This is a genomic window from Bifidobacterium actinocoloniiforme DSM 22766 (assembly GCF_001263395.1).
Lineage (GTDB): Bacteria > Actinomycetota > Actinomycetes > Actinomycetales > Bifidobacteriaceae > Bombiscardovia > Bombiscardovia actinocoloniiformis.
The window spans coordinates 147004-168879 of sequence record NZ_CP011786.1 but is presented as its reverse complement, the minus strand read 5'-3'; the positions used below and the strand labels follow the sequence as shown (position 1 = coordinate 168879).

The 21876-nt window shown below is 58.5% G+C and carries 16 protein-coding genes; 7 read left to right on the top strand and 9 right to left on the bottom strand.

Going from position 1 to position 21876, the window contains the following annotated elements; translation table 11 throughout:
- Positions 1-312 precede the first annotated feature (312 nt).
- The 5 genes from AB656_RS00590 to AB656_RS00565 all read right to left on the bottom strand — a co-directional run bounded on the left by AB656_RS00590 (position 313) and on the right by AB656_RS00565 (position 12331).
- A complete protein-coding gene (locus AB656_RS00590; RefSeq protein ID WP_033503887.1) occupies positions 313-4869 on the bottom strand; it encodes a discoidin domain-containing protein in 4557 nt (1518 codons plus the stop codon).
- A gap of 2458 nt (positions 4870-7327) precedes the next feature.
- The gene (locus tag AB656_RS00585; protein WP_051905201.1) at positions 7328-8341 is read right to left on the bottom strand and encodes a LacI family DNA-binding transcriptional regulator; all 1014 of its coding nucleotides are present in this window, start codon (positions 8339-8341) and stop codon (positions 7328-7330) included.
- A 118-nt stretch (positions 8342-8459) separates the two neighbouring features.
- Complete coding sequence (locus tag AB656_RS00580) at positions 8460-9743, bottom strand: oligosaccharide MFS transporter (RefSeq protein ID WP_033503888.1); 1284 nt, start codon at positions 9741-9743, stop codon at positions 8460-8462.
- 91 nt (positions 9744-9834) lie between these two features.
- Complete coding sequence (locus AB656_RS00575; RefSeq protein ID WP_033503889.1) at positions 9835-10827, bottom strand: glycoside hydrolase family 43 protein; 993 nt, start codon at positions 10825-10827, stop codon at positions 9835-9837.
- Positions 10828-11983: 1156 nt separating this feature from the next.
- Positions 11984-12331 (bottom strand): MerR family transcriptional regulator, encoded by a 348-nt coding sequence (locus tag AB656_RS00565; RefSeq protein WP_033503891.1) that lies wholly within the window; start codon positions 12329-12331, stop codon positions 11984-11986.
- Positions 12332-12411: 80 nt separating this feature from the next.
- Here AB656_RS00565 and AB656_RS07545 point away from each other — a divergent pair, with 80 nt between their 5' ends.
- From AB656_RS07545 to AB656_RS08150, 3 genes are all read left to right on the top strand, one after another.
- Entirely contained in the window at positions 12412-12786 is a 375-nt protein-coding gene (locus AB656_RS07545) for a carboxymuconolactone decarboxylase family protein (protein WP_081924805.1), read from the top strand.
- A 229-nt stretch (positions 12787-13015) separates the two neighbouring features.
- Entirely contained in the window at positions 13016-13375 is a 360-nt protein-coding gene (locus tag AB656_RS00555) for a DUF1516 family protein (protein ID WP_033503933.1), read from the top strand.
- 544 nt (positions 13376-13919) lie between these two features.
- On the top strand, positions 13920-14342 hold the full coding sequence (locus AB656_RS08150; protein WP_330218336.1) for an alpha/beta hydrolase: 423 nt from the start codon (positions 13920-13922) through the stop codon (positions 14340-14342).
- Positions 14343-14410: 68 nt separating this feature from the next.
- Here the strand turns inward: AB656_RS08150 and AB656_RS00550 are convergent, their stop codons facing one another.
- Entirely contained in the window at positions 14411-15292 is an 882-nt protein-coding gene (locus AB656_RS00550) for a LysR family transcriptional regulator (RefSeq protein ID WP_033503894.1), read from the bottom strand.
- 166 nt (positions 15293-15458) lie between these two features.
- Between AB656_RS00550 and AB656_RS07755 the strand changes: the two genes are divergently transcribed.
- The 3 genes from AB656_RS07755 to AB656_RS00535 all read left to right on the top strand — a co-directional run bounded on the left by AB656_RS07755 (position 15459) and on the right by AB656_RS00535 (position 18538).
- Positions 15459-16013, top strand: a complete 555-nt coding sequence (locus AB656_RS07755) for a cyclophilin-like fold protein (protein ID WP_144418893.1) — start codon at positions 15459-15461, stop codon at positions 16011-16013.
- 169 nt (positions 16014-16182) lie between these two features.
- Positions 16183-17247, top strand: coding sequence for a zinc-binding dehydrogenase (locus AB656_RS00540; RefSeq protein WP_033503895.1), 1065 nt, complete (start codon positions 16183-16185; stop codon positions 17245-17247).
- Between the two features lie 385 nt (positions 17248-17632).
- Positions 17633-18538: a DUF3737 family protein gene (locus AB656_RS00535; protein ID WP_051905199.1), complete on the top strand. Its 906-nt coding sequence runs from the start codon at positions 17633-17635 to the stop codon at positions 18536-18538.
- Positions 18539-18673: 135 nt separating this feature from the next.
- On the opposite strand, the gene AB656_RS00530 is transcribed toward AB656_RS00535, so the two are convergent.
- The gene (locus tag AB656_RS00530; RefSeq protein WP_033503896.1) at positions 18674-18877 is read right to left on the bottom strand and encodes a hypothetical protein; all 204 of its coding nucleotides are present in this window, start codon (positions 18875-18877) and stop codon (positions 18674-18676) included.
- A 114-nt stretch (positions 18878-18991) separates the two neighbouring features.
- Between AB656_RS00530 and AB656_RS00525 the strand changes: the two genes are divergently transcribed.
- The gene (locus AB656_RS00525) at positions 18992-19660 is read left to right on the top strand and encodes an SOS response-associated peptidase (protein WP_033503897.1); all 669 of its coding nucleotides are present in this window, start codon (positions 18992-18994) and stop codon (positions 19658-19660) included.
- A gap of 65 nt (positions 19661-19725) precedes the next feature.
- Here AB656_RS00525 and AB656_RS00520 read toward each other — a convergent pair whose 3' ends face one another.
- Both AB656_RS00520 and glmM read right to left on the bottom strand, forming a co-directional pair.
- Positions 19726-20379: a peptide deformylase gene (locus AB656_RS00520; RefSeq protein WP_033503898.1), complete on the bottom strand. Its 654-nt coding sequence runs from the start codon at positions 20377-20379 to the stop codon at positions 19726-19728.
- A gap of 114 nt (positions 20380-20493) precedes the next feature.
- Positions 20494-21870 carry a phosphoglucosamine mutase gene (gene glmM / locus AB656_RS00515; protein WP_033503899.1) on the bottom strand — a complete coding sequence of 459 codons (1377 nt, stop codon included), beginning with the start codon at positions 21868-21870 and terminating at the stop codon, positions 20494-20496.
- Between the last annotated feature and the right edge of the window lie 6 nt (positions 21871-21876).

The following is a 21876-nucleotide window of genomic DNA, read 5'->3' as shown; positions in this document are numbered from 1 at the left end:
CTGAAGACTGGTACGATAATCCATAAATCGTGTAAAAGGCATCCGACCGATATTCCATTGCGAACCCGTGTCCGGTGGCTGGAACCAGGCAAACGAAGAGGCACCTTCCTATTCGTTTTCCCAAAGGCACGACAGACTTGCGTTCCCCATAACCGCGGCAAGAATTCGTCTACCAGCACCGGAAATCGATGAGGCTTGCTTCCACTTCCCCTTCCCCTGAAACAGCATCGCCTCTTACTGAAAACAAGGCATGATGCTGCGTCCGCGCCTCAAACGCACAGACTCGAGCGCAGCATCATTCCCCTCTCTCCTTTACCTCTTACCCGACCAGTATCGCCTCCCTATATAAGCGGCCAGCGCGGCAAACGTCAATAACGTGGCAAGCAGCAATATCGGCACCACTGCGGTCCCTGAATTCGCCAAAGCAGGATGAAGGCGTCCGTCCGACTGCGATTGCTGTCCGTTCACGCCATAGCTGCCTTCACCGGAAGAGATCTCCCCAGTTCTTCTTACAGAGACCCCGAAACTGGCGTTCACTCCCCGGTAAGCCACCGTGACAGTCTTCCTTCCAGGAACTGACGAGTCGAACCCCCTTATGGACAAATCGGGATCGCTCAGGACAAGGGGCTTGACCTGCTTGTCCCCTGTATCATGCGCAACATAGACGGCGCCAACTTCCAATCCACGCGAATCGAATGGCTCGCCTATGCCGTAGTCCGTTTTCATTGGCGGAGTAATCTTCAATTCACGCAAGTCGAAAGACCGGAATAGCACGGAATAGGTTCTAGCTTGGGATCCATCGGCGGGCGCAACTGTGATCAGGGTCCTGCCACCTACCTGTGACTGAGCATCAGATTGTAGAACCACATTAGCGGCGTTGTCTCGGCTGAAAGCCTGCAGCACAGGGTTGCGTTGCGCACCAACCGGTAAATCAACCACATAATCACTTTGGCGAGGCGAGAAACCTTTGATCGTCTGTCCATCCAGACGCAGATCGGCTAGGTCGCTGTCGTTCCCGGGTTCAGGTTCGAAGGTCGAGACGCTCTCAGTGCCGTACACCTCCATTTCCGCCACATTAATGTAGGTCCGGTTGTCCTGGAGAACATTAACCAAACGCACCGCTTTGGCCTCAACGGGAGTCATCAAGACAAAATCCGCCGTAGGAGTATCAGCGTCAGTCGAGGAATCGCCACTACCGGGTTGCGGAAGATACCACCCCGACCTGGTTCCTACACTGTGCCACGCGCCAGATTTATCCTTATACTCCAATGTCTGAGCCTTGGGCCACGATGCGCGCCCATCACGATAGAAAGTCGTAGTGATGTGAGTGATGGTGCGAACACGGCCAAAGGTGAAGGTGGCCGTCGGGTCAATGTTCGCAGGTGCCGACCGGGTGGACCAGCCCTTGCCGACATGGCCATCAATGGCTTTACCGGCCGTGTCGCCCTCGTCGGCGTTGACAGTGAAATGAGTACCTGCGCCCCAGGCCAAATTCCTGATTGGGCCGACCCATGGCCGGGCCCGGGCCTCTATTTCCGTAGCATCCATCCAAGCATTGTCAACGGTATTAACGATGCGGACCTTGCTTGCCCCCACCATACTGTTCGCTTGGAAGGTCAGGGTTTGTCCTGGCTGGGGATTGAGAGCAATTTGCCCAAGGGGTTTCCACGTGATGCCGTTATCCGTGTACTCGGCTTTGGCCGACACGGGCGGGTGGTCCTTGTAAGTGATCGTCACCCGGTCCAATTGGCGGACCTGCCCGAAGTCCAGGTTGGCGGTAGGACTGTGACGGTAGTTACCAGCCGAATTCCAAGTAGCCCATGCCTCTTCCTTCGTATTGCCATCTGTGAGCTTCCTCCACTGGTCTTCTTTCCCGTACTCGACATCCTGGTCCGTGACGGTCAGATTGCAACTGACATCAGCGACGTTTTGAGGTATAGCTGCTTCCAGATATAGGGCGAAAGACAGAGGCAGGGAACGGCCTTGTCCTATTGCGAGAGCACCATGAATGCCCACTGCCGACCCCTCTTTGGCCCGGTCCAGTTTCCCCTGGAGATCCGTATAATCCCAAGTCACCGCTTGAGGATCGACCTTTATGGCCGGCGAAGCTTTGACATGACCATATACAGCAGTGGTTTCCATCACTTTGCGGACGGCACTCGCGTCTGAGCCGAAGAGCACGGTCGCCGAAGCAGGATCGGTCACTGTCAGCGCACCAACGAACACTGATGCATTGCAAGGAAAAGTATTACCGAAGAAATCAGTTGCGACCCCTTGGACCCGGTAGGTTCCTTCCTTGTTGACGTTCACTGTAGAGGTCCGCCATACCACAGAGACGGGTTCCCCCTTTCCCCAAGGGTAATAGGGAACCACCGTCCCCGGCATGGACACAGGTCCTCCGAGAGGTACCTGGACAGTCGTATCCTGCGCCCCAGTAGGCATCGTGGACCGGAAGTACCAAGCCTGGTTGCAGTCCCCGGTCGACTCCGCCACAGTGACTGATGCTCCTGCATCAGTCTCCTGACCGGCCACATCCAAAGCAACCTTGTCTGCTTGGTTAACCAGACTGAACGTCTTGCCGTTCTCGGTATCGAGTATCCAGATGTATTTCGCATCGGCGCCTACCGATTCCCGCGTACCGGTTTGCATTCGGCCATCGGCACCCAGGAACCGGCTTCCATTAGCGGAAGAGAGAAGATATCGCTTCAGCATAGGAGCGCCAATGGGAGAAGCGACACTGGAGACAGTGAATGATTGGGCCCGGCCCTGTGCGGGGGTTTTGGCCATGTCTTCGAGCGTGAGTTGGCCATCGTCCGCCGCAGAGAGCATCTTCCCTGATTGCTGCCCTTGAAGTTGGATAGTGCTGCCATCCATCACCTGAGCCTGGGGGGAGACCCCGGATAAACCTGTCAACTGTATGGAAGCGATGGATCGGGCAGGCAGATTCACCGTAGCCGTCTTGGTCGTCGTATTTATACTGACTGCATGCGGTTGCTCCTTATTGGAGTAGCGGTTCATATAGTCCATGTTGGCTGTATATATATCCTGCTGATGGTCCGGAGTCGTGGTGAGGAAAAGCCTTCCCGCCGCTTTCGAGTCGATTCGGTCGTAATTGGATAGGTCGATGACCAGAGTCTGGGGCTGATCACCACCATTGCGGTGAATTACGGTCTGAACCTTGCCATCGGCTGAGCTGGCTGTCATATTGTCCTTGGTGGCATTGTTGGCAGTGATGGCATCGCCTTGATGGATGAATTGGGTGTAAGCCCGCACTGCATTGTACTTCGCGTTGACCACTATACGACAGGGATGGATTCCTGCGGTGCTGCCCCCATTATTGTCCACCTCTCTGCGGGAGTAGAGCTTGCCGTCCGTTCCAGCCACGGAGCAATCGTAATCAAGAAAAACGCTACCCCAATTGGTGTCCTCGCCCTTGGGATTGGCCGTATTCCCATTCATGTCCTTATCACCGGTGGCAACGTTGTAGAGATCCTCGCCGATTTGCCAGAAAGTGTAGTCCCTTGATTGCAGGGCATAGACATCGCTATTTATCTTGCCGGCCATTCCCAGGGCATTATCGAAACCGTACGGGTTGAAGCCTCCGGATTGCCAGGACCCATCCACCTCACTCATCGAAAGAGCCTTGCCGTCGCCCTGAGCTATATCACGGGCTACCCGCTGATGGTTCGTGCCATAGGCATGGGTGTTATACTGGCCTATAGCATTTCTGACCTCTTGGGGATAGTGACGGTAAGAATCGACAAACTGCCCTGAATCCGTCGCATCAGTTGCGGAGACTTGCGTTTGCCGCAGGCCCTGGGCGTCAAGGGCCGACCTGAGGGACCGAATAGTCCTGCCCGCGGTCTCGACATCCACGTGCATCCCTTCTTGGGGCTTTTTCACCTCACTTGTATAAGGGGTTTTGCTCTTGTCCTTGTCTTGGTAGTAACGGTTCCAATACCGGTCGATTAAAGCGGTGTCTTGTGATGGCCAAGTATCTGAAGCTCTCCCTTGAGGCGAACTCCAATATCCCGTCTCCGACTCGTTAAGCGGTTCTACCGTATTAATCGAGACCTGGTTCCCGTTCGCTGCTTTGAGCTGGGAAAGGTGCCGAGTAACCGCAGCCAAGTATTGGGCATATTTGTCAGCATCGACCAGGTTGTTGGCATTTCCACTCGTCCCCCCGCTGACATACCCATTTCCAGTCATGAACCACGGAGCCGCATTGGCCGCCGCTTCGACCTGGTTGATATCCTTGTGCTCCGCGCCTCGCTTCAGCCACCATTCCTGAGCTTTGGTAGCGTAAGCCTCCGAGGAGTTCCTGGATGCAGGACCCCATACATAGGAGTCGTCCTTTTCCGGATCAAACGCACCATCAATGGCGTTCTTATTCCGCATCGTAGTACTCACCCCGCCGTAAAGCCCCAAGGATCCATTAGGATCTTGGACCCAGTAACCGGGCATTGCGGCCCCCTGCCTCATAAATGGGTAGCCATAAGCCACATCGGAGGCGTTGCCCCCGCCTATGTTGTATCGCGCCTTATTGAGGCCGAGACCTTGCCGACCGAAAATGCTCGTATAAAAATCCTCACGAAGCTGCCGTCCATACTCTAGCGCTTTGCTGTCGGATTGAGGATTGCCGCTGGATTGGCTGATTGAACCAGGCTCTCCATAGTTGCCTGTCGCATTGGCGAACCAGGCAAGTGATGTTCCCCACCCTTGGAAAGGGCCACTAGCATACCAAGGATTGGGAGTCACGTTAACCGTTTGTCTGGATTCAGACGCAAACGCAGGCATCGCCGACGGTACAACTGCCAGGAGAACGACACCGGCCACCAATCCTGCAAGCGTCTTGCGGAATACGTTCATGCGCTCTACACCTTTATCTTTCTCTTTTGACCTCGTCTGGCCTCCTCGGTTAATCCGCAAACCCGTCTTGCGAATACGAATACCGATGCAGAGGCGTCAATTCCGTCACTCGACATGGTCACGCGGACTGCCTCGTCGCAGACCATGACACAGCGGTAATCCTGTTCTCCGACTTTTCCATGCGTCGGCTGACGAGCAAGACTATCGATACCTGCACTATAAACACATGGGAAGCGCGCATCCTTTTTAAAGCAAAAAGGCGATATTATTTGCAAATTTTCAACAACTACGCGTAAGCAGCATCATTGCTGCTCCATATGTTCGGATTGAATTCATCTTTATTCCGCTTCCACTTTTCCACTTCTCTTTTGTAATGCCTGATTAGCTTTGGCATTAGAGGGGGGGGGATTGAGCCGGATGCTGCAGAAGACCCTCGCACACAAGTAGGCTCCTCCTGTCTGATAAAAAAGCCGGAAACTCATTTGACTGATGGCACAATCTTCATCTTTTCACCCATCGTTCACCTGCCGAGGACGAACTGGGTACTCGCCAACCATGATGGGCCGCAAGTCGCGTTCGACGCCTCCTCCCGGATCGAGCGCAACACCTGCACACAACCCATAAGGCCAGGGCCCCTCGGGGAAGTCGCCCCCTCATACCAAAGCGCGGAAGCCCTCGGCTGTGATTCCCCCGACCGGTCAGCTTTTGAAATATGGCAGAAAATGGGATATACTTGCCCCTCCCCCAGGTTCCGCGTCATCGAATCGCGCAGACCCTAGTTTCCGCCCCGTTTCCAGTGGTGCAGCCTCTCCTGCGGGTAGGTAAATCCTCGAACAGCCCCCATCCACAGCGGGCTTGGTGTTCGCCGCCCGTGGGATGCCGCCATACCCGCATTCCCTTGTTGTGCGGTAATGCTGCCGTTCCAGCCATGCGACAACCCGACCAGCCTTGTTCCTCTTCAGAAGCCCCCCCCACGCCCCGCGAGTACGCGTCATCACTCATCTCTCATACTTATCGCTGCTACGGGGTAAAACATGAAAAAGAGAACCGTGAGATTGCGAAAGAGTCAACAATTTAGAGAGCACGCCTACAGGAAACCTCTGCGGAATGCAAGCATCCCCCATCCTGGACTGCCCGTAATTAAAGAAAATAGGCGGCGGAAACAGACAAAGAAAAACCCAATCCTTTCCGGAACCCTAAACGAAAAGTGCGTGGCACAAGAAACCACCGGAAGAGGCGATAATCCAAACAGGCCCCACAACGGAAACAAACGAATCGCTTCCAACTCAGGATGATGTCGGTATGGGTTCTTTGCTTCATTGTTGATAAGGATCGATTCGACCCGTAACCTTCCAGAAGACCCCGGTTAAACATTCCCGCGAATGAACTGGTGCGCGATGAATCTCACATGCTATATCGCTTGTTTTCTTGCATTCACCCTAAAGCCCTTCCACTCTTCCTCCAGGGTCGCTCGACTTAGTTGGCTGAACGTCAGATATAGGGTAAGCGCATAATTCACCACTTCATCACCGGGATAAGCAAGCGGAATATCAACATAGATCATACGGTCCATTTGTTCTTCACTATGCTTCAGGGGTATCTCCTTTTAGGATGCATCCGTATGAAGCCGTCCAACATCGTTGGATATTTCAAAGAAGTGAGGCGACCTGAAAAGCAGATCCAGGTCCCCTCCCAAGGAATTGGCATGTCCTCACCGGGTATGGGCCGGGCAGCGCCACGGTACTGTTTCTCCCCAACTATATGACAGCACCGCTATACCAGGAGGATAAGGAAGAACCATGAAAGACTGAACGAAGCTCGCCTTGAGCATTGACAGCATGCCGCGAAGAACGGTAAATGGCTCGTCAAGCGGCAAGAGCGCTCCCAGTCGCCAATAGTGAGCTCATACTTGGAGTCCTCCGACAACCCGCGGGGCTCAACCATCTTGGACCCGCGCGCCGCAGCATAATCGGAAGCGGCAGGGGGGGGGGCTGCTACCTGCGGCATTTTTGAGGAGCAACGCCTTCAAGACCGCTGTTCGATTGCAACGTGTTCGAGAAGGAAGGTCATCCACCAGGATTCCATATTGGCGGTGATTCATTCCAAACGCTGCGACCACGGGATGCTCATACCCGCCCACACGATTCCGCCCTTACTGCATGTTGCGGCAGGAAACGAGTGCTGAAGCGCAGCCTTAAGTTCCCTTGAGCCAGTGTATGGATTTCGCCCGCGTAGGCGCCCTGGACGAGGCTGCCATACTGGGTGGGGTCGGTTGCGACTTTCATGACAACAAGGGCTCTCCCCTAGCTGCCGGCGCCAAGCAGGAGTGAGCCGATTGCATCCTCACCAGCAGCATCGACTCCCCTATCGCCGCCGTCGCCTCAACCGAGCTCCTGACCCACGTCGCCCAGGAGAGCACGAGAGCGCACGGTAGCCAGTCAGGCAGCCGAGGACTGAATCAACGGGTGGTTTGGCGGACCACCAGCTCCAGCGGGAGGATGGTGCCTACTGGGGAGCCTCCATGAATCAGGTCAATCAGTTGGTCAACCATCTTACGACCGATCTCGCCGAAAGGCTGGCGCAGGGTGGTCAGTGGAGGCTCGGAGATTTGCGCCAGCTGCTGGTCATCGAAGCCGATCACCTGCACGTTCGCTGGCACGTCGCGGCCTTGGGAACGCAAGGCTTGCATGGCACCAATCGCCATCAAATCGGAAGCGACGAAGAGACCATCGACCTGAGGGGCCCGCTTCAGGAGTCTGAGCGCAGCATCGTAACCACTGGCTTTGGAATAATCGCCCCGCTCGATCCACTCGGGGTTCTGACCCCGGGAGCGCATGGCGTCCTCGAAGCCCCGCACACGCTCCAGGGCGCCGGTAGGCCCCTCCGGTCCGGCGATCATGGCTACGGACTTGGCGCCACGCTCCAGTAGATAGTGCGTGGCCCGGGCCGCCCCATGGTAGTCATCCACATGCACATAGCTGGTCGAATCGCTGTCCACCTCCGGGCACTCAGCGACTACAAACGGCATATCCATCGCGTGCAGGGAATGAATCAGCCCCTTGCGCACCCCATAGTGCCAGGCCACTAAGAGCACGCCGTCCACATGACCCCCTCGCAGGAACTTCAGGTTGCGCTTGTTCTCCTCCTGGTTATCGGTAGTCATCATAATCAAGGACATGCCTTTGCGCCCCAGTTCATCGGCGATGGCCCGCAGAAGGGTGGAGAAGTTCGGGTCTGCGAACAGCAGCTCCTGAGGTTCACCCAGTAGGAACGCCACCGAGTTGGAACGGCCCGTGGCCAGGGACCGCGCTCGCTCATTCGCTACGTAATCCGTGCGGTCGATGACGGCCTGCACCTTCGCGGCTGCCTGCTCGCTAACCCAGTGTCCGCCATTCAGGTAGCGCGAGACCGTAGCCCGGGAGACGCCAGCCTCCTGCGCTATGTCCCTGATGGTCATCTTCTTGCCGCTCAAGGCCTGCCCCTCCGACTAAACTCTTTCAGGCCAGGCCTGGCGCCTGACAACGGACGAAGGTCCCACGCCGCGCCAGAGCGAAGCGTAGGACCTTCCCCATAGTACAACCGGCTTACGGTCAGTCGGCGACCGACCCCTTGGCGGCGGTGGAACGAATGACCTTGCTGTCCGAACGCATCAGCGAGGAGCCCAGGATAATCAAGACCGCGATCACTATGGCCAGCGCCAGGTAAGCGTGCTTGAATCCCATGCCGGTGATCATGGCTCCCATGGCGATTGAGAAGATGGAGACGCCGATTTGCTTGGCGGTGCCGAAACCGTACATGTATACCGTGGCGGACATCTTCTTATCGAAGACGCGCGTGATGTACTTCATGACCGAAACCAGCATGAAGGGCATCTCCAACGAGGCCAGCAGACGCCAGAAGATCAGCATCGGCACGTTCGGGATGAAGGCGCAACCCAACACGCGCACGAACAGGATCGTGCCGTAGATGATCAGACCGGTCTTGGCGCCGATCTTGTTAATCAAGGCCGGCATGAAGAGCATGAAGAAGGCCTCAAGCAGGATCTGCACAGAGACGACCTTGGCGAACAAAGCCTCGCCCTGGGCCAGAGTTCCCATGTTGGACTCCACGAACATCTTGGAGAAGTAGTTGGCGAACTGCTGATCGAAGACGTCATACATGGTGGCCGAACCGATGATCAGCAGGACCAGGCCCCAGAAGCTGCGGTTAGCCCACGTGTTCCGGGCGAAGTCGTCCTTGCTGATCGCCAGGTCCTCCTCGCCGCCCTCAGCGTCCACGCCCTCAGCGCGCTCCATAGCATCCTTGGGCACGCGCACCAGGCTGATCAGCACAATCAGCACAGCGCCGCAGAAGGTCATGCCCCAGAAAATCGAGGAGGGATTGGCTGAGTACATGTAACCCCCTACGAAGGAGGCGCAGGCGCCGGCCAGGGAGCCGAAGAGGCGGGCGTGGCCGTACTCGAAGCCATAGGCTCGCGAGGAGCGTTCATTGTAGGCTTCGATAATACCCACGCCGCCGTTCAGGCACAGGCTCAGATAGGCTCCGGCCGCGACCGCGCCGACGATTTCGTTGGTATGAATCAGCGGCAGGAAGACCCAGTTGAACAGAGGGCCCAGGAAGAGGATGCATATGACCACGAAGTAGAAGAGGTTCTTGCGCAGGGCCAGCTTATCCTGCAAGGGGCCGAAGATGGGCTGCAGGATCAGTGCGCCCACTGCGGCGATTGTGTTGAGCATGCCGATGTGGGTGGCGTTCATGCCGGCTGTGTCCTGCAACCACATGGGCAGGAACGTGGCTGAAAGCTGCCAGGTGGCGAAGTAGAAGAAATAAAGGAGCCCGAAGTTCCAGAAGATTGGTTTGCGTAAGGATTTCATGATGGTGTGTGTCGCCTTCCGTCGTTGGTATTTGACTGGCCGCCGCCAGCTCGCCGCAAGTCGCGGCCTTACGATGCCGTCAGTGCCGCTCTCAGTGGGAGCCGTCGGGAGGCAGCACATCCCGACCGGTCGGCACCCAACGGGTCATGGCCTCAGGCTTGCCGAAAACCGGGCCAGACTCGCTCCAGGAGATGGTCTTGGCACAGGCGTGGCGGTTGGGCTCATTCAAGGGATCGCCCTCGATCTTGGTGTAATTGCGCACGTGGTAGACCATCACATCGGCCACTCCGTCCTCCGCCTTAGTGAAGGAGTTATGACCAGGGCCGTACATGTGCGCCTCTGCGTTTGTCGTGAACACAGGCTGAGGCGACTTGCTCCAGGAAGAGGCATCCAGCAGATTGGAGTCCAGGCTGGCGGTCAGCATCCCCATCGCGTACTCAGGACCAGTGCCGGATGCCGAGTAGGTGATGTAAATACGACCTGCGTGCATGATGACCGCAGGTCCCTCGCAGACCTTGAAGCGTATGCACTCCCAATCGAATTCCGGCTTGGCGAGCATGACCGGCTCGGTGGCCAGGGTCCAGGGGTTGGCCATGCGGGCTATATAGAGGTTGGAATGCCCATCGATTCGAAGGTCCTGCTGGCCCCAGACCAGATACTGGCTGCCGTCGAACTCGAAGCTGGTGGCATCCAGACTGAAAGTGTCCATGCCGGTATCGACCTTGCCGCGCTCGATCCAGTTGCCAGTGGTGGGGTCCTCAGCCTCGTTCTCCAGGCAGAAGATGCGGTGGTTGAAGGTGTCGTCGGATTGGCCGTCGTTGGGGGCGGCGCCGAAGTAGATGTACCACTTGTCGTCAATCCGGTGCAGTTCGGGCGCCCAGATTAAGTGGCTCATGGGACCGGTCTCATGCTTGCGCCAGATCACGGTCTCCTCTGCCGTTTGTAAGTCGTCCAGCCGATCCGCCTTCCGCAGGGCGATCCTGTCGAAGCTCGGGTAGGAACCAGTGAAATAGTAGATGCCATCAAACCTTATGACATACGGGTCAGCCCTTTGCAGGACGATGGGATTATGGATGTCAGCCATCGTTCTCCTTTCTGCTTCTTTGCATGCACTGCACAATCGGCCAACGGAAGCGCGCCTCCGTGGCCCACTAAGACTGTAACCGGTCTCAGTTATCGCAGTATAGGAGCATCCTCCGATCAAAGCAAGTCGCCCCGTCGAAGCCCATGGCTTCGGCAAGCATGAACAATTGCTCTGCTTTTACAGCAGCTATAGGGAATTCTATACAGCCTTCAGATATGCAACTCAGTTCGGGGTGGCCACATATGCCTTACAATCTGAAAAACAGTATTAACACACTAGGTCACAGGTACTCATGGTTCCAGCTAGCAACTGGGCACGACATACCCTATAACCATTATCCCTACTATGGATATCCACCAAGAAGAAGCACTGCAGAATAACTTAGTAAAAGTAAGAAACAAAACTTGGTTTAGCCGGCAACTATGTAAAAACTAAAATATAGTTACCATCTAATTTTGTAATACTCGCATTCAGATTCGTCATCGAGCTTTGCTCATCGCAAGGCAAGTGGCATGAGCAAAGCTCATGCCACGCGGCAGCCGCCGGAGGCATTGATGGTCGAGCTGTCCAGCTCGACAGGGCTTGGGGCAGCCGCCCCACTATGCATGCTGGGCAGTACTTGTAAGATCAACGAAAATCAAATCGCGCAAGTATTCAGAGCGGTGAGCATACCCTTTCTTCTTGTACTGGACATCCACGGGACCTCTCACTGACTTGGGCATTTTCAAGATCGCCGATACTGTCTCTTACTGTCTCTTCTCGCGGACCGTCACCCAAACGGGGGCGACCCTGGCCAAATAATATTTGCTTCGCATTCTCGGGGTTTCAGCTCCGGAAGCCCGCATCAGTATGCCGTCGAGCATGCATTGACCTTCTTCGCCAGAGAACCTTTGAGCCTAATCCCAATCTACATTTGCTACATCTTTAGCAGTCAACATATTGCGTTCTCCTTTCACATTGTTCTTTGATCAGCATTAACGTGGAATACTTTCAAGCCTTGATGGTTTGGCAGTACAGCCATAATCACTTCGATATAGGGCACGAGAGAATCTCCCAGGACGGGTCTGTTCGGCCTTGTAAGTCACGGCCGCGGCGAGGCAGCCGGTCCGATGCGCACCGAGCCGTGATGCATGTTCGGCCGTAGTGCGCCGCGATGTCACATCATCCGCTGGTAGGTGTCGATCTTCCGGTCGATGAAGCCCATTTGCTCCTGGAGTTCCCGCATTTTCGACTGAAGCCGTTCACGTTGGGAATAGAGCATCTCCAGACGTCGCGGGATGGTTGAGTCGCCCTGCTTGCGCAAGCGGGAATATTCCTCCACCTGGACCAGGGGCATGCCTACCTCCAGGAGACGTTGCACGAAAGCGATCCAGGCAAGGTCGCTCTCAGTATAATCCCGGTATCCTTCCAAGGATCGCTCTGGTTGCACAATCCCCCGGCGCTCGTAGTAGCGCAGTGTGGATATGGGCAGATTCACCTTACCCGCTACTTCGCTGATTCTCATGACCGCTCCCCGTTTGCCCTGAACCCTGGTTCATACTTTACTCTGTGAACGACCATGAACATCAAGGTGAAGGAATGAACATGACGGAGTCACGATTCGAACGCGGTTCGAGGATATTAGAAACGATCGATGGGGAAGGAGGCCAGGCCGTCGTCGATTCGTTGCAAGACATAGCGCCCGAGCTGGGGCGGTGGATCGTCGAATTCGCGTTCGGTGATGTGTATGCGAGCGACGGGCTGGATGCCAAGCAACGTGAGCTCGTCACCTTGGGTAGTCTCGTGACCCAAGGCGGCGCCGAACCACAGTTGAAGGTCCATATCGCGGCCGCCCTGCATGTGGGGCTGACGCAGGCGGAGATCGTTCAGGCCATCCTTCAGACGGTGCCGTATGTGGGATTCCCGAGGGTCATCAATGCCGTCAATGTAGCCAGAGGCGTTTTCCAGGATCATGCCTGAAACGTTCTGATTTGCGCTCATGGGCCGATGCTTCCCTGCCCCGTGCCGACGGCTGTGGTGATGAGGTTGCGACGGATGAGGTTGCGCGATGGACGATGGTTGGCTGGCGGGAAGATGACGGAGTCCCGGCCGAAGCGTAGTTGCGTCCGCCGCGACATTCCAAGGAGGACGCGGATTGGTGTATTTTGAGGGAAGGTGTTGTGGCGGCGGGCGCTATGGGGAGGTAGATATGGTCTGGGTCTGGATGCATTTGTTCGGTGGTGTGGTTTTGGTTGTCTCGGTGGCGGCGGGATTGCTGGGGCCGGCGAAAATGACCAGGGGATGGGCGATGATCGCCCGCGTGTGCTATATCCTCATCATCCTGAGCGGGGTGCTCATGCTTGCGCGCAGTTGGCCCCATGTCGATGTGCTGTTGGTCGTCAAAATCATCCTGGCGCTCGTCATGATCGCCTTGGCTGAGATAGGCTTCGCCAGGAAGAGCAAGGACGCCGCGTCCGCTGTGGCAATTCTGACACCGATCGTGTTGGCGGTGGTTGCGCTGGCGTTTGGACTCTTCCTCACGCATGGCTTCCCGATTGTCATGAGGTAGCTCCGTGCTGCAGCTTAAACACTTAATGGCAAACAGAATGGACTCCTAAGTCATGAAAGTGTGCATGTGAGGCATTGCTGCCGTTCCGTCTCAACAGTAAGGGTAGTGCGCTCTTTAAGCTGGGGTCCCGGTTCGAATCCGCCTGGCATCCGTTGAACAAAGAACTTTGACTCGACAGATTGTGGCAACGCCTAATATCCGCATGCGCCATCTGCGTTATCAGGGCATTATTGCTGAGTGGTTCAATATCCGGTCCATAAAAACTTTTAACCTTGTTTGGTTTTAACAAAATCCGGAATATCCGCTGTTCAGCACTACGATATTATGTATTATTTTTATTAATATAGAATCTCCGAATTTTGTTGAACAGGCGATGCGCTGCGTGAGACAAATAGCCAATCCGCAAAGGGTTTCACCATTTGTATGCATACGACTGGCTTAATAGTCATGCTGCTGCAGATTAAATGCATGAACGCATATTTTCGTTATAGTTCAAAAGGGATTCTACTATGCCCATTGAAGGGAGCGACATCCAAGGCCGAATATCCATCATGACCCGAACAGGCCCGATAACAAGCCGGTAAGCGGTTGGCCGGTAATAGTCTTCTTACGGGGTGCGGCTTTCCACAAGCCTGATCCGCTTAGCTTCAACGGCCTGCACACCCGGCTATGCGAAAAAGGCTACATGGTGGCAGTGCCAGAATATCGCCCCAGCGAGGAGACCCCCTTCGCCGCGCAGACGCAAGACGCGAAAACCGCTATAAGATTCATCCGCGCCCAAGCCGGCACATTGGGTGCGGATTCGGGGAGAATAGCTCCGTGTCGCCATGCGGGCCTTGGGCAAAGACGTGACCTTCTACAAGCTGGATCAGGCCAGTCATGCCTCATATGGCTTCCGCAGCGACAAAGCCATACAACTAGTATTGGAATGGATGAAAAACAGACTCTAGGCCAAGTCAAGGCATAATCGCATTGGGTCTCTCACTGCTTTACGGCCATGTGAGACCCTTCTCCTTTTTAAAAATAGCCGAGGGCCTACAAGGCCAGACTTCCTTGCAGAAAATCCAGGTAGGCGCGGGCGGCGGGGGTGAAGCGGCGGTCGGCCTTCCATACCAGGTTCATGCGGGAGGTCAGCCGGGGCTTGAGCGGGCGGAAGGCCAGGTTGCTCTCGCCGGTGACGTTGATGATCCCGTCCAGGCCCAGGGCGTAGCCGCAGCCTTGGGCGACGAATAAGGAAGCGTTGTAGAGCAGGTTGTAGGTGCCCACGATGTCCAGGTCCTCCTCGATCAGGCTCCCCCAGCCGCTGAACTCGCGATCGAAATGGACTTGACGGGAGACGATCAACGGCAAGGCTTTCAAATCCTCGGCCGTGACGCCATCATGGCTGGCCAGCTCGCAGTCCCGAGGCATCAGCAGGCCCCACTGGTCGGCTCCAGGCAGGTTGAGGTAGGAGTAGTGGGTGATGCCTATCGGCTCGAATACGAGGGCGAAATCCAGGAGCCCCGACTCCAGCTGGTCGGTGACCGCATCCCTGTTGCCGCTGTAGATGTGGAAACGGGTCTGGGGGAAACGCTCACGCAGACCGCGCGCCGCTTTGGCCAGGACCTTGAAACCCTGGGACTCGCCGGCGCCGATGTAAATGGACCCTCCGACCGGTTGGTCCATGGAGGTCAGCTCGCTCTCGGCGCGATCGGCCAAGAGCACGATCTCTCGCGCGCGATCGCGCAGAAGCTCACCGGCTGGGGTGAGCGTGATCGTGCGGCTGCCCCGGTCGAAGAGCTTGTGACCCAGCGAGCATTCCAAATCCTTGATTTGCCGGGAGAGTGAAGGCTGGGAAATGCCCAGGTATTCGGCGGCGCCGGTGATGCTCCGCTCTTCCACTATGGCCAGGAAGTAGCGCAGGACCCGTAAGTTCATATCCCACCTCGTTTTATATCCAGCGACTAGTCGACCGCATGTTCCAAGCCAACCCTACAACCCATGCTCAATAAGCATGAAATCTCATTACTTATAAACATTTGATATATACCCTCGGCACTTCTAGGCTGACAAGCAATTGCAGATAATCAGAGAGGGGACAGCCATGACGCGACGGACACGCATACGCAAAAGCGCCCTGGCGGCTTGCCTGACGGGCCCTGCTCGCCATGTCCGGTTCAGCTTGCTACGCAAGCGGGCCGATCCCCTCATCCACCAAGCAGCCACGGGTTCGGTCCCGAGCTCCCCCGGCGCCGTGCCTACCAGGCTGCAAGCCAACGATCAGGACCAAGCGGATCAGAAGGAGGCCCCCATCAACATCACCATCGACGGCACCGTCTTCCAGGCGCGGCTTGCAAGCGGCTGCGCGGCCCAGGAGTTCACCCGACGGATGCCGACCACCCTGCGAATGAACGAGCTCAACGGCACCGAAAAATACCACTTCTTCGACCGGCCCATCCCCAGCGAGCCCCAGGCGGTCGGCGAAATCCGAGCCGGGGACCTGATGCTCTACGGTTCGGACTGCCTGACCCTATTCTTCAAGACCTTCCGCACCTCCTACGCCTACACCAGACTGGGATGGGTGGAGCAGCCCGAAAGCCTTGCGCAGACACTCAGACCCGGCACGGTCAGCGTGAACTTCAGCTTCACCACCGTCTGAACCAGCCAACCAACCGTTGGCCCCAGCGGCGACGCGCGGCAGCGGACGTCGAGGACCATGCCAGCCGCAGTGGAGGCGGCGCCGGGAACAGGCCCAATCTGCCCATGCGGCCCCGAGGCCCGACGGACCCCCGCGAGAACCTTTGATTCCTAAGCTAAGGAGCGAAACGATGAAAGCAGCGATTTTCCAAGGCACCCGCCAGATTGAATGCCAAGAGGCAGTCAAGCCCAGCCCCACCAATCCCGATGAGCTCGTCATGCGTGTGGTGCGCGCCTGCGTGTGCGGGTCCGACCTGTGGTGGTACCGGGGCACCAGCCCCCGCCCGGCAGGCAGCAGCGTCGGCCACGAGGCGATCGGCGTCGTGGACCAGGTGGGTTCGCGCGTCTCGTCCGTGCGGCCCGGAGATTTCATCATCGTCCCCTTCGCCTACTCCTGCGGGGTCTGCCCCGTTTGCAAGGCCGGTTTCGAAGCCACTTGCCCGAACGGTGGGTTCTTTGACGCCGGCGAGCCTGGCTTGGGTGCACAGGCCGAATACATGCGAGTGCCCCTGGCTGACGGCACGGTTGTAATGGTCCCAGGCGGCCGTGAGCGTGCGCGCGGCTTCTCCGATCAGATGCTGGACAACCTGTTGACCCTCTCCGACGTGATGGGCACCGGTTACCATGCGGCGGCTATGGCGGAGGTCAAACCGGGAGACACAGTAGCCGTGGTCGGCGACGGTGCCGTGGGCCTGTGCGGGGTCATCGCCGCCAAGTTGCGCGGAGCCAATCGCATCATCGCCCTATCCGGCCACAAGGAACGCCAGGATATGGCCCGCGAGTTCGGCGCTGATGACATCGTGAGCGAACGCGGGCGGGAAGCCGTGGACAAAGTCAGAGAATTGACCGACGGTTGGGGCGCGGACGCGGTACTTGAATGCGTCGGCTCAAGGCAATCCACCGCCACTGCCCTGGCCATAGCCCGCAACGGTGCCGTGGTCGGAAGGGTGGGCGTTCCTCATGACGAGCATGTGGACGCCGAGGAAACCTTCTACCACAACACCGGCCTACGCGGAGGACCCGCCTCGGTCCGCACCTGGGACCAGAAGGTCCTGCTTGATGCGGTGCTGGCCGGAAGCATAAACCCCGGCCGCGTGTTCACCGCCGAATATGACCTGGACCACGTGGCCCAAGCTTACCGGGACATGGACCAGCGGACTACAATCAAGTCCCTCCTACGGGTCTCGCAAGTCTGAGCCCGCCAGCCGAGGAAGCCCCGGGGGTCAACGAAGGAGGCGGTGGGTGAACCAGCAAGAAAACAAACGCACTGGCCCCCCGTCAGGAGGACCGATAGCCAGTGTCCTGGGCGGCAGGTGGCAGCACATGTGGCCGGTGGATGGCGCACATTGCCATCCACCGCCCATTGAATCTACTCGTTCACCCGCCCAGCCTCCTTCCCCCCTGCGCTTCTTCCAGGTCATCATCCAGGAGCGAATCTCAAACACCACCCGACAAACCCCTAGAATCATAAGCGATAGGCATACGCACGTGCGAACAATAGACATCTGATATGAATTTCCTTGAGGGGTTAAAACGCGGCAACATCTTGAAGAGACAAGATCAGGAAAGGACGAAGGCATCTTGGAAGCAAGAAACCAGCATGAGACAGGCGACCCCAGCCACCAACGGCCGTCCACCCGCCAAGAACGCTTGACCGGAGAGCGCGCCGCCTTCCGCGCCCATGATCACGACTTCGTGGATACGACCTTCGCCGACGGTGAATCCCCTCTCAAGCATGCGAGCGATATCAACCTCACGGGCGCGCTTTTCCAGTGGAAGTACCCTCTGTGGTACAGCGAGCACGTGCGCATGCAGGATTGCACCCTGTTCGAGATGGCCCGCTCCGGCATCTGGTACACCCACGACATCACCATCCGCGATTCGACAATCGAGGCCCCCAAAACCTTCCGCCGCTCCAGCGGCATCCGACTGCGGCACGTGTCCATGCCCAACGCGGACGAGACCCTATGGACATGCTCGGACATCGACCTGGAGGGCGTGACCGCCCAGGGCGACTACTTCGGCAAGGACAGCAACGGCATACACGCCAGCGACTTCAACCTGTCCGGCAACTACGCCTTCGACGGGGGCTGCGACATCACAATCGAGCACTCCCGGCTGCTCTCCAAGGACGCCTTCTGGAACACCCACGACGTGACGGTCAAGGACTCCTATATCTATGGTGAATACCTGGGTTGGAACTCACGCAACCTAACCTTCGAAAACTGCACGATCGAAAGCCTGCAAGGCCTGTGCTACATAGAAAACCTGACCCTGCGGCGCTGCAAGCTTCTGAACACCACACTGGCGTTCGAATACTCCACCGTCCATGCTCAAGTGGATGGCCGGATAGACAGCATCCTCAACCCCTCGGGCGGCGTCATCAGCGCTGACTCAGTGGGCCAGCTGACCCTGGACCCGGCCTGCATCGACCCAGCCCGCACCCGGGTGGAGTGCGCCGGTCAAGAACAAACCTCGGCTCGCTGACCGGCCGGCAAACACCAGACTTCCCGCCCAAACGAACGCAGCGCGTGAAAAGGGCTTAACCCTCAGGAATGCATGAAGCCCGCCCCGCTGGCGTCGCCAGCGGGGCGGGCTTGCGGATGGCCCTGAGCGTCCGGCTCAGATGCCGAAGACCTCCTTGACGATCTTCTCGATCGTGTCACCGGAGAGCTCGGCCACCTCGTTCTTGGTCTGGTTGATCCGGCCGAAGAGCGCATCGGCGTGCTCGATGTCGAGCTGCTTACCGGCCTCGTTGGCGATCTCGATCACATCGTTCACGGTCTGCGCATCGGTCAGCTTGCCAACCAGTGTCTTCTCATCCATATGAGCACCTTCATCCTATCTAGGCTTGCTTGTGTACAAGGCCCATTCTAGTGCTCCTGCGCCAGCGAGGCCCAGGCCCGGCCAGAGCGCACGCGGGCCGATAGAATAAGGTTCGTGTGCGGACGATTCGCGGCTAATGTGGACTACCAAGCTTTGGAACGGGACTTTTCAGCGACCCCTGGCCCAAGCCTTCCCCCTGCCTCCTGGAACATCTCACCGGGGCAGCGGATCGCGCTGATCGCTCAAGACATGCGCGGCGAACGCCACCTGAACGCGGCTCTGTGGAACTTACTGCCGCCTTGGGCCGCGTCCCCTAAGCTGGCCTACCCCACCCACAACGCCCGCGTGGAGTCAGCGCTGGACAAGCCCACCTACGCGCAGGCCGCGCGCAGCCATCGGGCGTTGATACCAGCCTCAGGCTACTACGAGTGGAGCGCCTCCCACGACCCCCATTACTTCAGCTTCCCGGACGGGGAACCGTTGCTGATTGGCGGGCTCTACTCCTGGTGGCGGGCGGATGAGCGTTCAGCCTGGCTCCTGACTGGGACCATCCTGACCACCCAGGCCCAGGGCGGCGCAGCCGAGGTCCACGACCGGATGCCGGTCCTGATCGACCGTAACCTGGCGGACGACTGGCTGGACCCGGAGGTGGACGGCGAGCGCATCCTGCCGACAGCGGCCCGAGCCGGCCTGGCCCTGTCCGCCCGGCTCCTGCACTGGCAAGTGGCGCCCCTCACCGGGGATGGGCCGCAGCTGACCGAGGGCATCACCCTCCGTCTCTGAGCGGGTGGGGGGGGGGCATTCACAGGCCGGTGCGCTGGACCACTGATGCGGGCCGGCGCGCTCCGTTACAGCTCGAAGCCGAGCTCCTTGGCGGCTTGGGTGGGGACTGGATCGTAAGCCCAGTATTCGCCCAAATTATCGTCGCTGGACAGGGACCGGGTCTGGGCCTGGTCGATGTACACCTCGCCGCGTAGGTGGTCGGTCTCGTGCTGGAAGATGCGGGCGGGCCAGCCGTGCAGACGCTCCTCGTGACGCTTGCCGGTCTCGTCCTCCCAGCTGGCTTGCACGTCCAGCCAGCGTTCGCGCACCGCCTGATAGCCGGAGAAGGACAAGCAGCCCTCGTAGAAGGACGCTTTCTTATCGCCGATCGGCTCATAATGCGGGTTGATGATCGCACGGAAGGGCAGTTCGGCGATCTCACGCGGGTCGTCCTCACTGTCGCGCTGGTGGTCTTCGATCACCGCGAAAGCCAGGCCCAACCCAATCTGGGGAGCGGCCAGACCCACCCCCGGCGCGTCAAGCATGGTTCGGCGCATGGATTCAATCAGCTTTAGCAGGGTCTTGCGCTTGAGCTGACCACGGTATTCGACAGCCTCCTGGCGCAGGACCGGCTCGCCCAACTGCACGATCGGCACAATCAGGTCCTCACCCGCCTGGGCCAGCATCCGCTCCACCTCGCGGTTGAGTTCGGCGTCCACATTCGCGTTCCTGGTAAACATGCTTCCTCCACGATTCGCGCCGACGGCGACCCGCCAACGTCAAAGTAGTAGCGTCCAGCGCGCGGGGCGCGGGCCACAGGCCGGAAAAGGGCTTTAAAGGCCTATTGTCGCCCCTTACAGGGACAGTTCGTCGGTCACCACTTGCGCCAGCCGGCGGCAGACCCCGTCCGCCTGCTCCTGACTGGCGGCCTCCACCATCACGCGCACCAGAGGTTCGGTGCCCGAGGGCCGCAGGAGCACGCGGCCGGTGTCGCCCAGGGCGGCCTCCTCACGCGCCACAGCGGCCTGGACCTTGGCATTGGTGGGAGCGGCGGCCTTGTCCACACCCGGCACGTTGATCAGCTGCTGGGGCAGCTGGGGGAAGTCGGCGGCCAGCTCCTTCAAGCTCTTGCCCGAGCGGACCACTTCCCTGGCCAAGGTCAGCGCCGTGAGCGTGCCGTCGCCGGTCGTGGCGAACTCGCGATTGATCACATGGCCGGACTGCTCGCCGCCCAGGGTGTAGCCGCCGCGCAGCATCTCCTCCAGCACGTAGCGGTCGCCCACCCCGGTCTGCACGGTGGCGATGCCCATGTCTTTCAGGGCCAGCTTGAGTCCCAGGTTGCTCATCACGGTGACGACCAAGGTGTCGTTGGCCAACTTGCCGTCACACTGCTTGGCCCGGGCCAGGATGCCCATTATCTGGTCGCCGTTCACCATGTTGCCGTCTTCATCCACCGCCAGGCAGCGGTCGGCGTCACCATCGAAAGCCACACCCATAGCGGCGTCCGAGGCCCTGACCATGGTCTGCAGCTGCTCTGGATGGGTGGAGCCCGCGTGCTTGTTGATGTTGTACCCGTCGGGCGAGGCGTTAATCACGACCACGTCCGCTCCGGCCCGGCGCAGAGCCTCCGGCGCCACGACCGAAGTGGCGCCGTTGGCGCAGTCAGCCACCAACCGCAGCCCGTCCAGGGGCTTGGGCTGGGTCTTGTCGGGACCGATCGGGGCCACTGATTCCACCAGGTGGTCGATGTACATGTTCGTGGCGGTCACCGTGTCGTGGGAGACGCGACCCACGCCCTCGCCGGTGGGCCGCTTCCAGTCCTGGCCCAGCACCGCCTCGATCTCGTCCTCTTTCGCGTCGGGCAGCTTGAAACCGCCCCGGGCGAAGAACTTGATGCCGTTATCGGGCATGGGGTTGTGGGAGGCGGAGATGACCGCACCCATCTCCACGTTGAGCACCGAGGTCAGGTAGGCGATGCCAGGGGTGGGGATGATGCCCACATCGATCACGTCGAACCCGCCGGCCGACATGCCTGCTGCCAGGGCGGAAGCCAAGAAGTCACCGGAGACTCGGGTGTCCCGCCCGATCAGGGCCCGTCGTCGCCCGCCGGAGCGCTCACCGCCAGCGCCCAGCACGCGCACCGCCGCGTCGCCCATGTTCAGGGCCAACTGAGCGGTCAAATCCCGGTTCGCCAGTCCTCGTACCCCATCAGTTCCAAACAGCCTCGGCATTGTACT

Excerpts from the sequence above, each read along its gene's own strand:
- AB656_RS00590 (WP_033503887.1), bottom strand. The coding sequence starts at position 4,869 with ATGAACGTATTCCGCAAGACGCTTGCAGGATTGGTGGCCGGTGTCGTT.
- AB656_RS00580 (WP_033503888.1), bottom strand. The coding sequence starts at position 9,743 with ATGAAATCCTTACGCAAACCAATCTTCTGGAACTTCGGGCTCCTTTAT.
- AB656_RS00575 (WP_033503889.1), bottom strand. The coding sequence starts at position 10,827 with ATGGCTGACATCCATAATCCCATCGTCCTGCAAAGGGCTGACCCGTAT.
- AB656_RS00565 (WP_033503891.1), bottom strand. The coding sequence starts at position 12,331 with ATGAGAATCAGCGAAGTAGCGGGTAAGGTGAATCTGCCCATATCCACA.
- AB656_RS07545 (WP_081924805.1), top strand. The coding sequence starts at position 12,412 with ATGACGGAGTCACGATTCGAACGCGGTTCGAGGATATTAGAAACGATC.
- AB656_RS00555 (WP_033503933.1), top strand. The coding sequence starts at position 13,016 with ATGGTCTGGGTCTGGATGCATTTGTTCGGTGGTGTGGTTTTGGTTGTC.
- AB656_RS00550 (WP_033503894.1), bottom strand. The coding sequence starts at position 15,292 with ATGAACTTACGGGTCCTGCGCTACTTCCTGGCCATAGTGGAAGAGCGG.
- AB656_RS07755 (WP_144418893.1), top strand. The coding sequence starts at position 15,459 with ATGACGCGACGGACACGCATACGCAAAAGCGCCCTGGCGGCTTGCCTG.
- AB656_RS00540 (WP_033503895.1), top strand. The coding sequence starts at position 16,183 with ATGAAAGCAGCGATTTTCCAAGGCACCCGCCAGATTGAATGCCAAGAG.
- AB656_RS00530 (WP_033503896.1), bottom strand. The coding sequence starts at position 18,877 with ATGGATGAGAAGACACTGGTTGGCAAGCTGACCGATGCGCAGACCGTG.
- AB656_RS00520 (WP_033503898.1), bottom strand. The coding sequence starts at position 20,379 with ATGTTTACCAGGAACGCGAATGTGGACGCCGAACTCAACCGCGAGGTG.
- glmM (WP_033503899.1), bottom strand. The coding sequence starts at position 21,870 with ATGCCGAGGCTGTTTGGAACTGATGGGGTACGAGGACTGGCGAACCGG.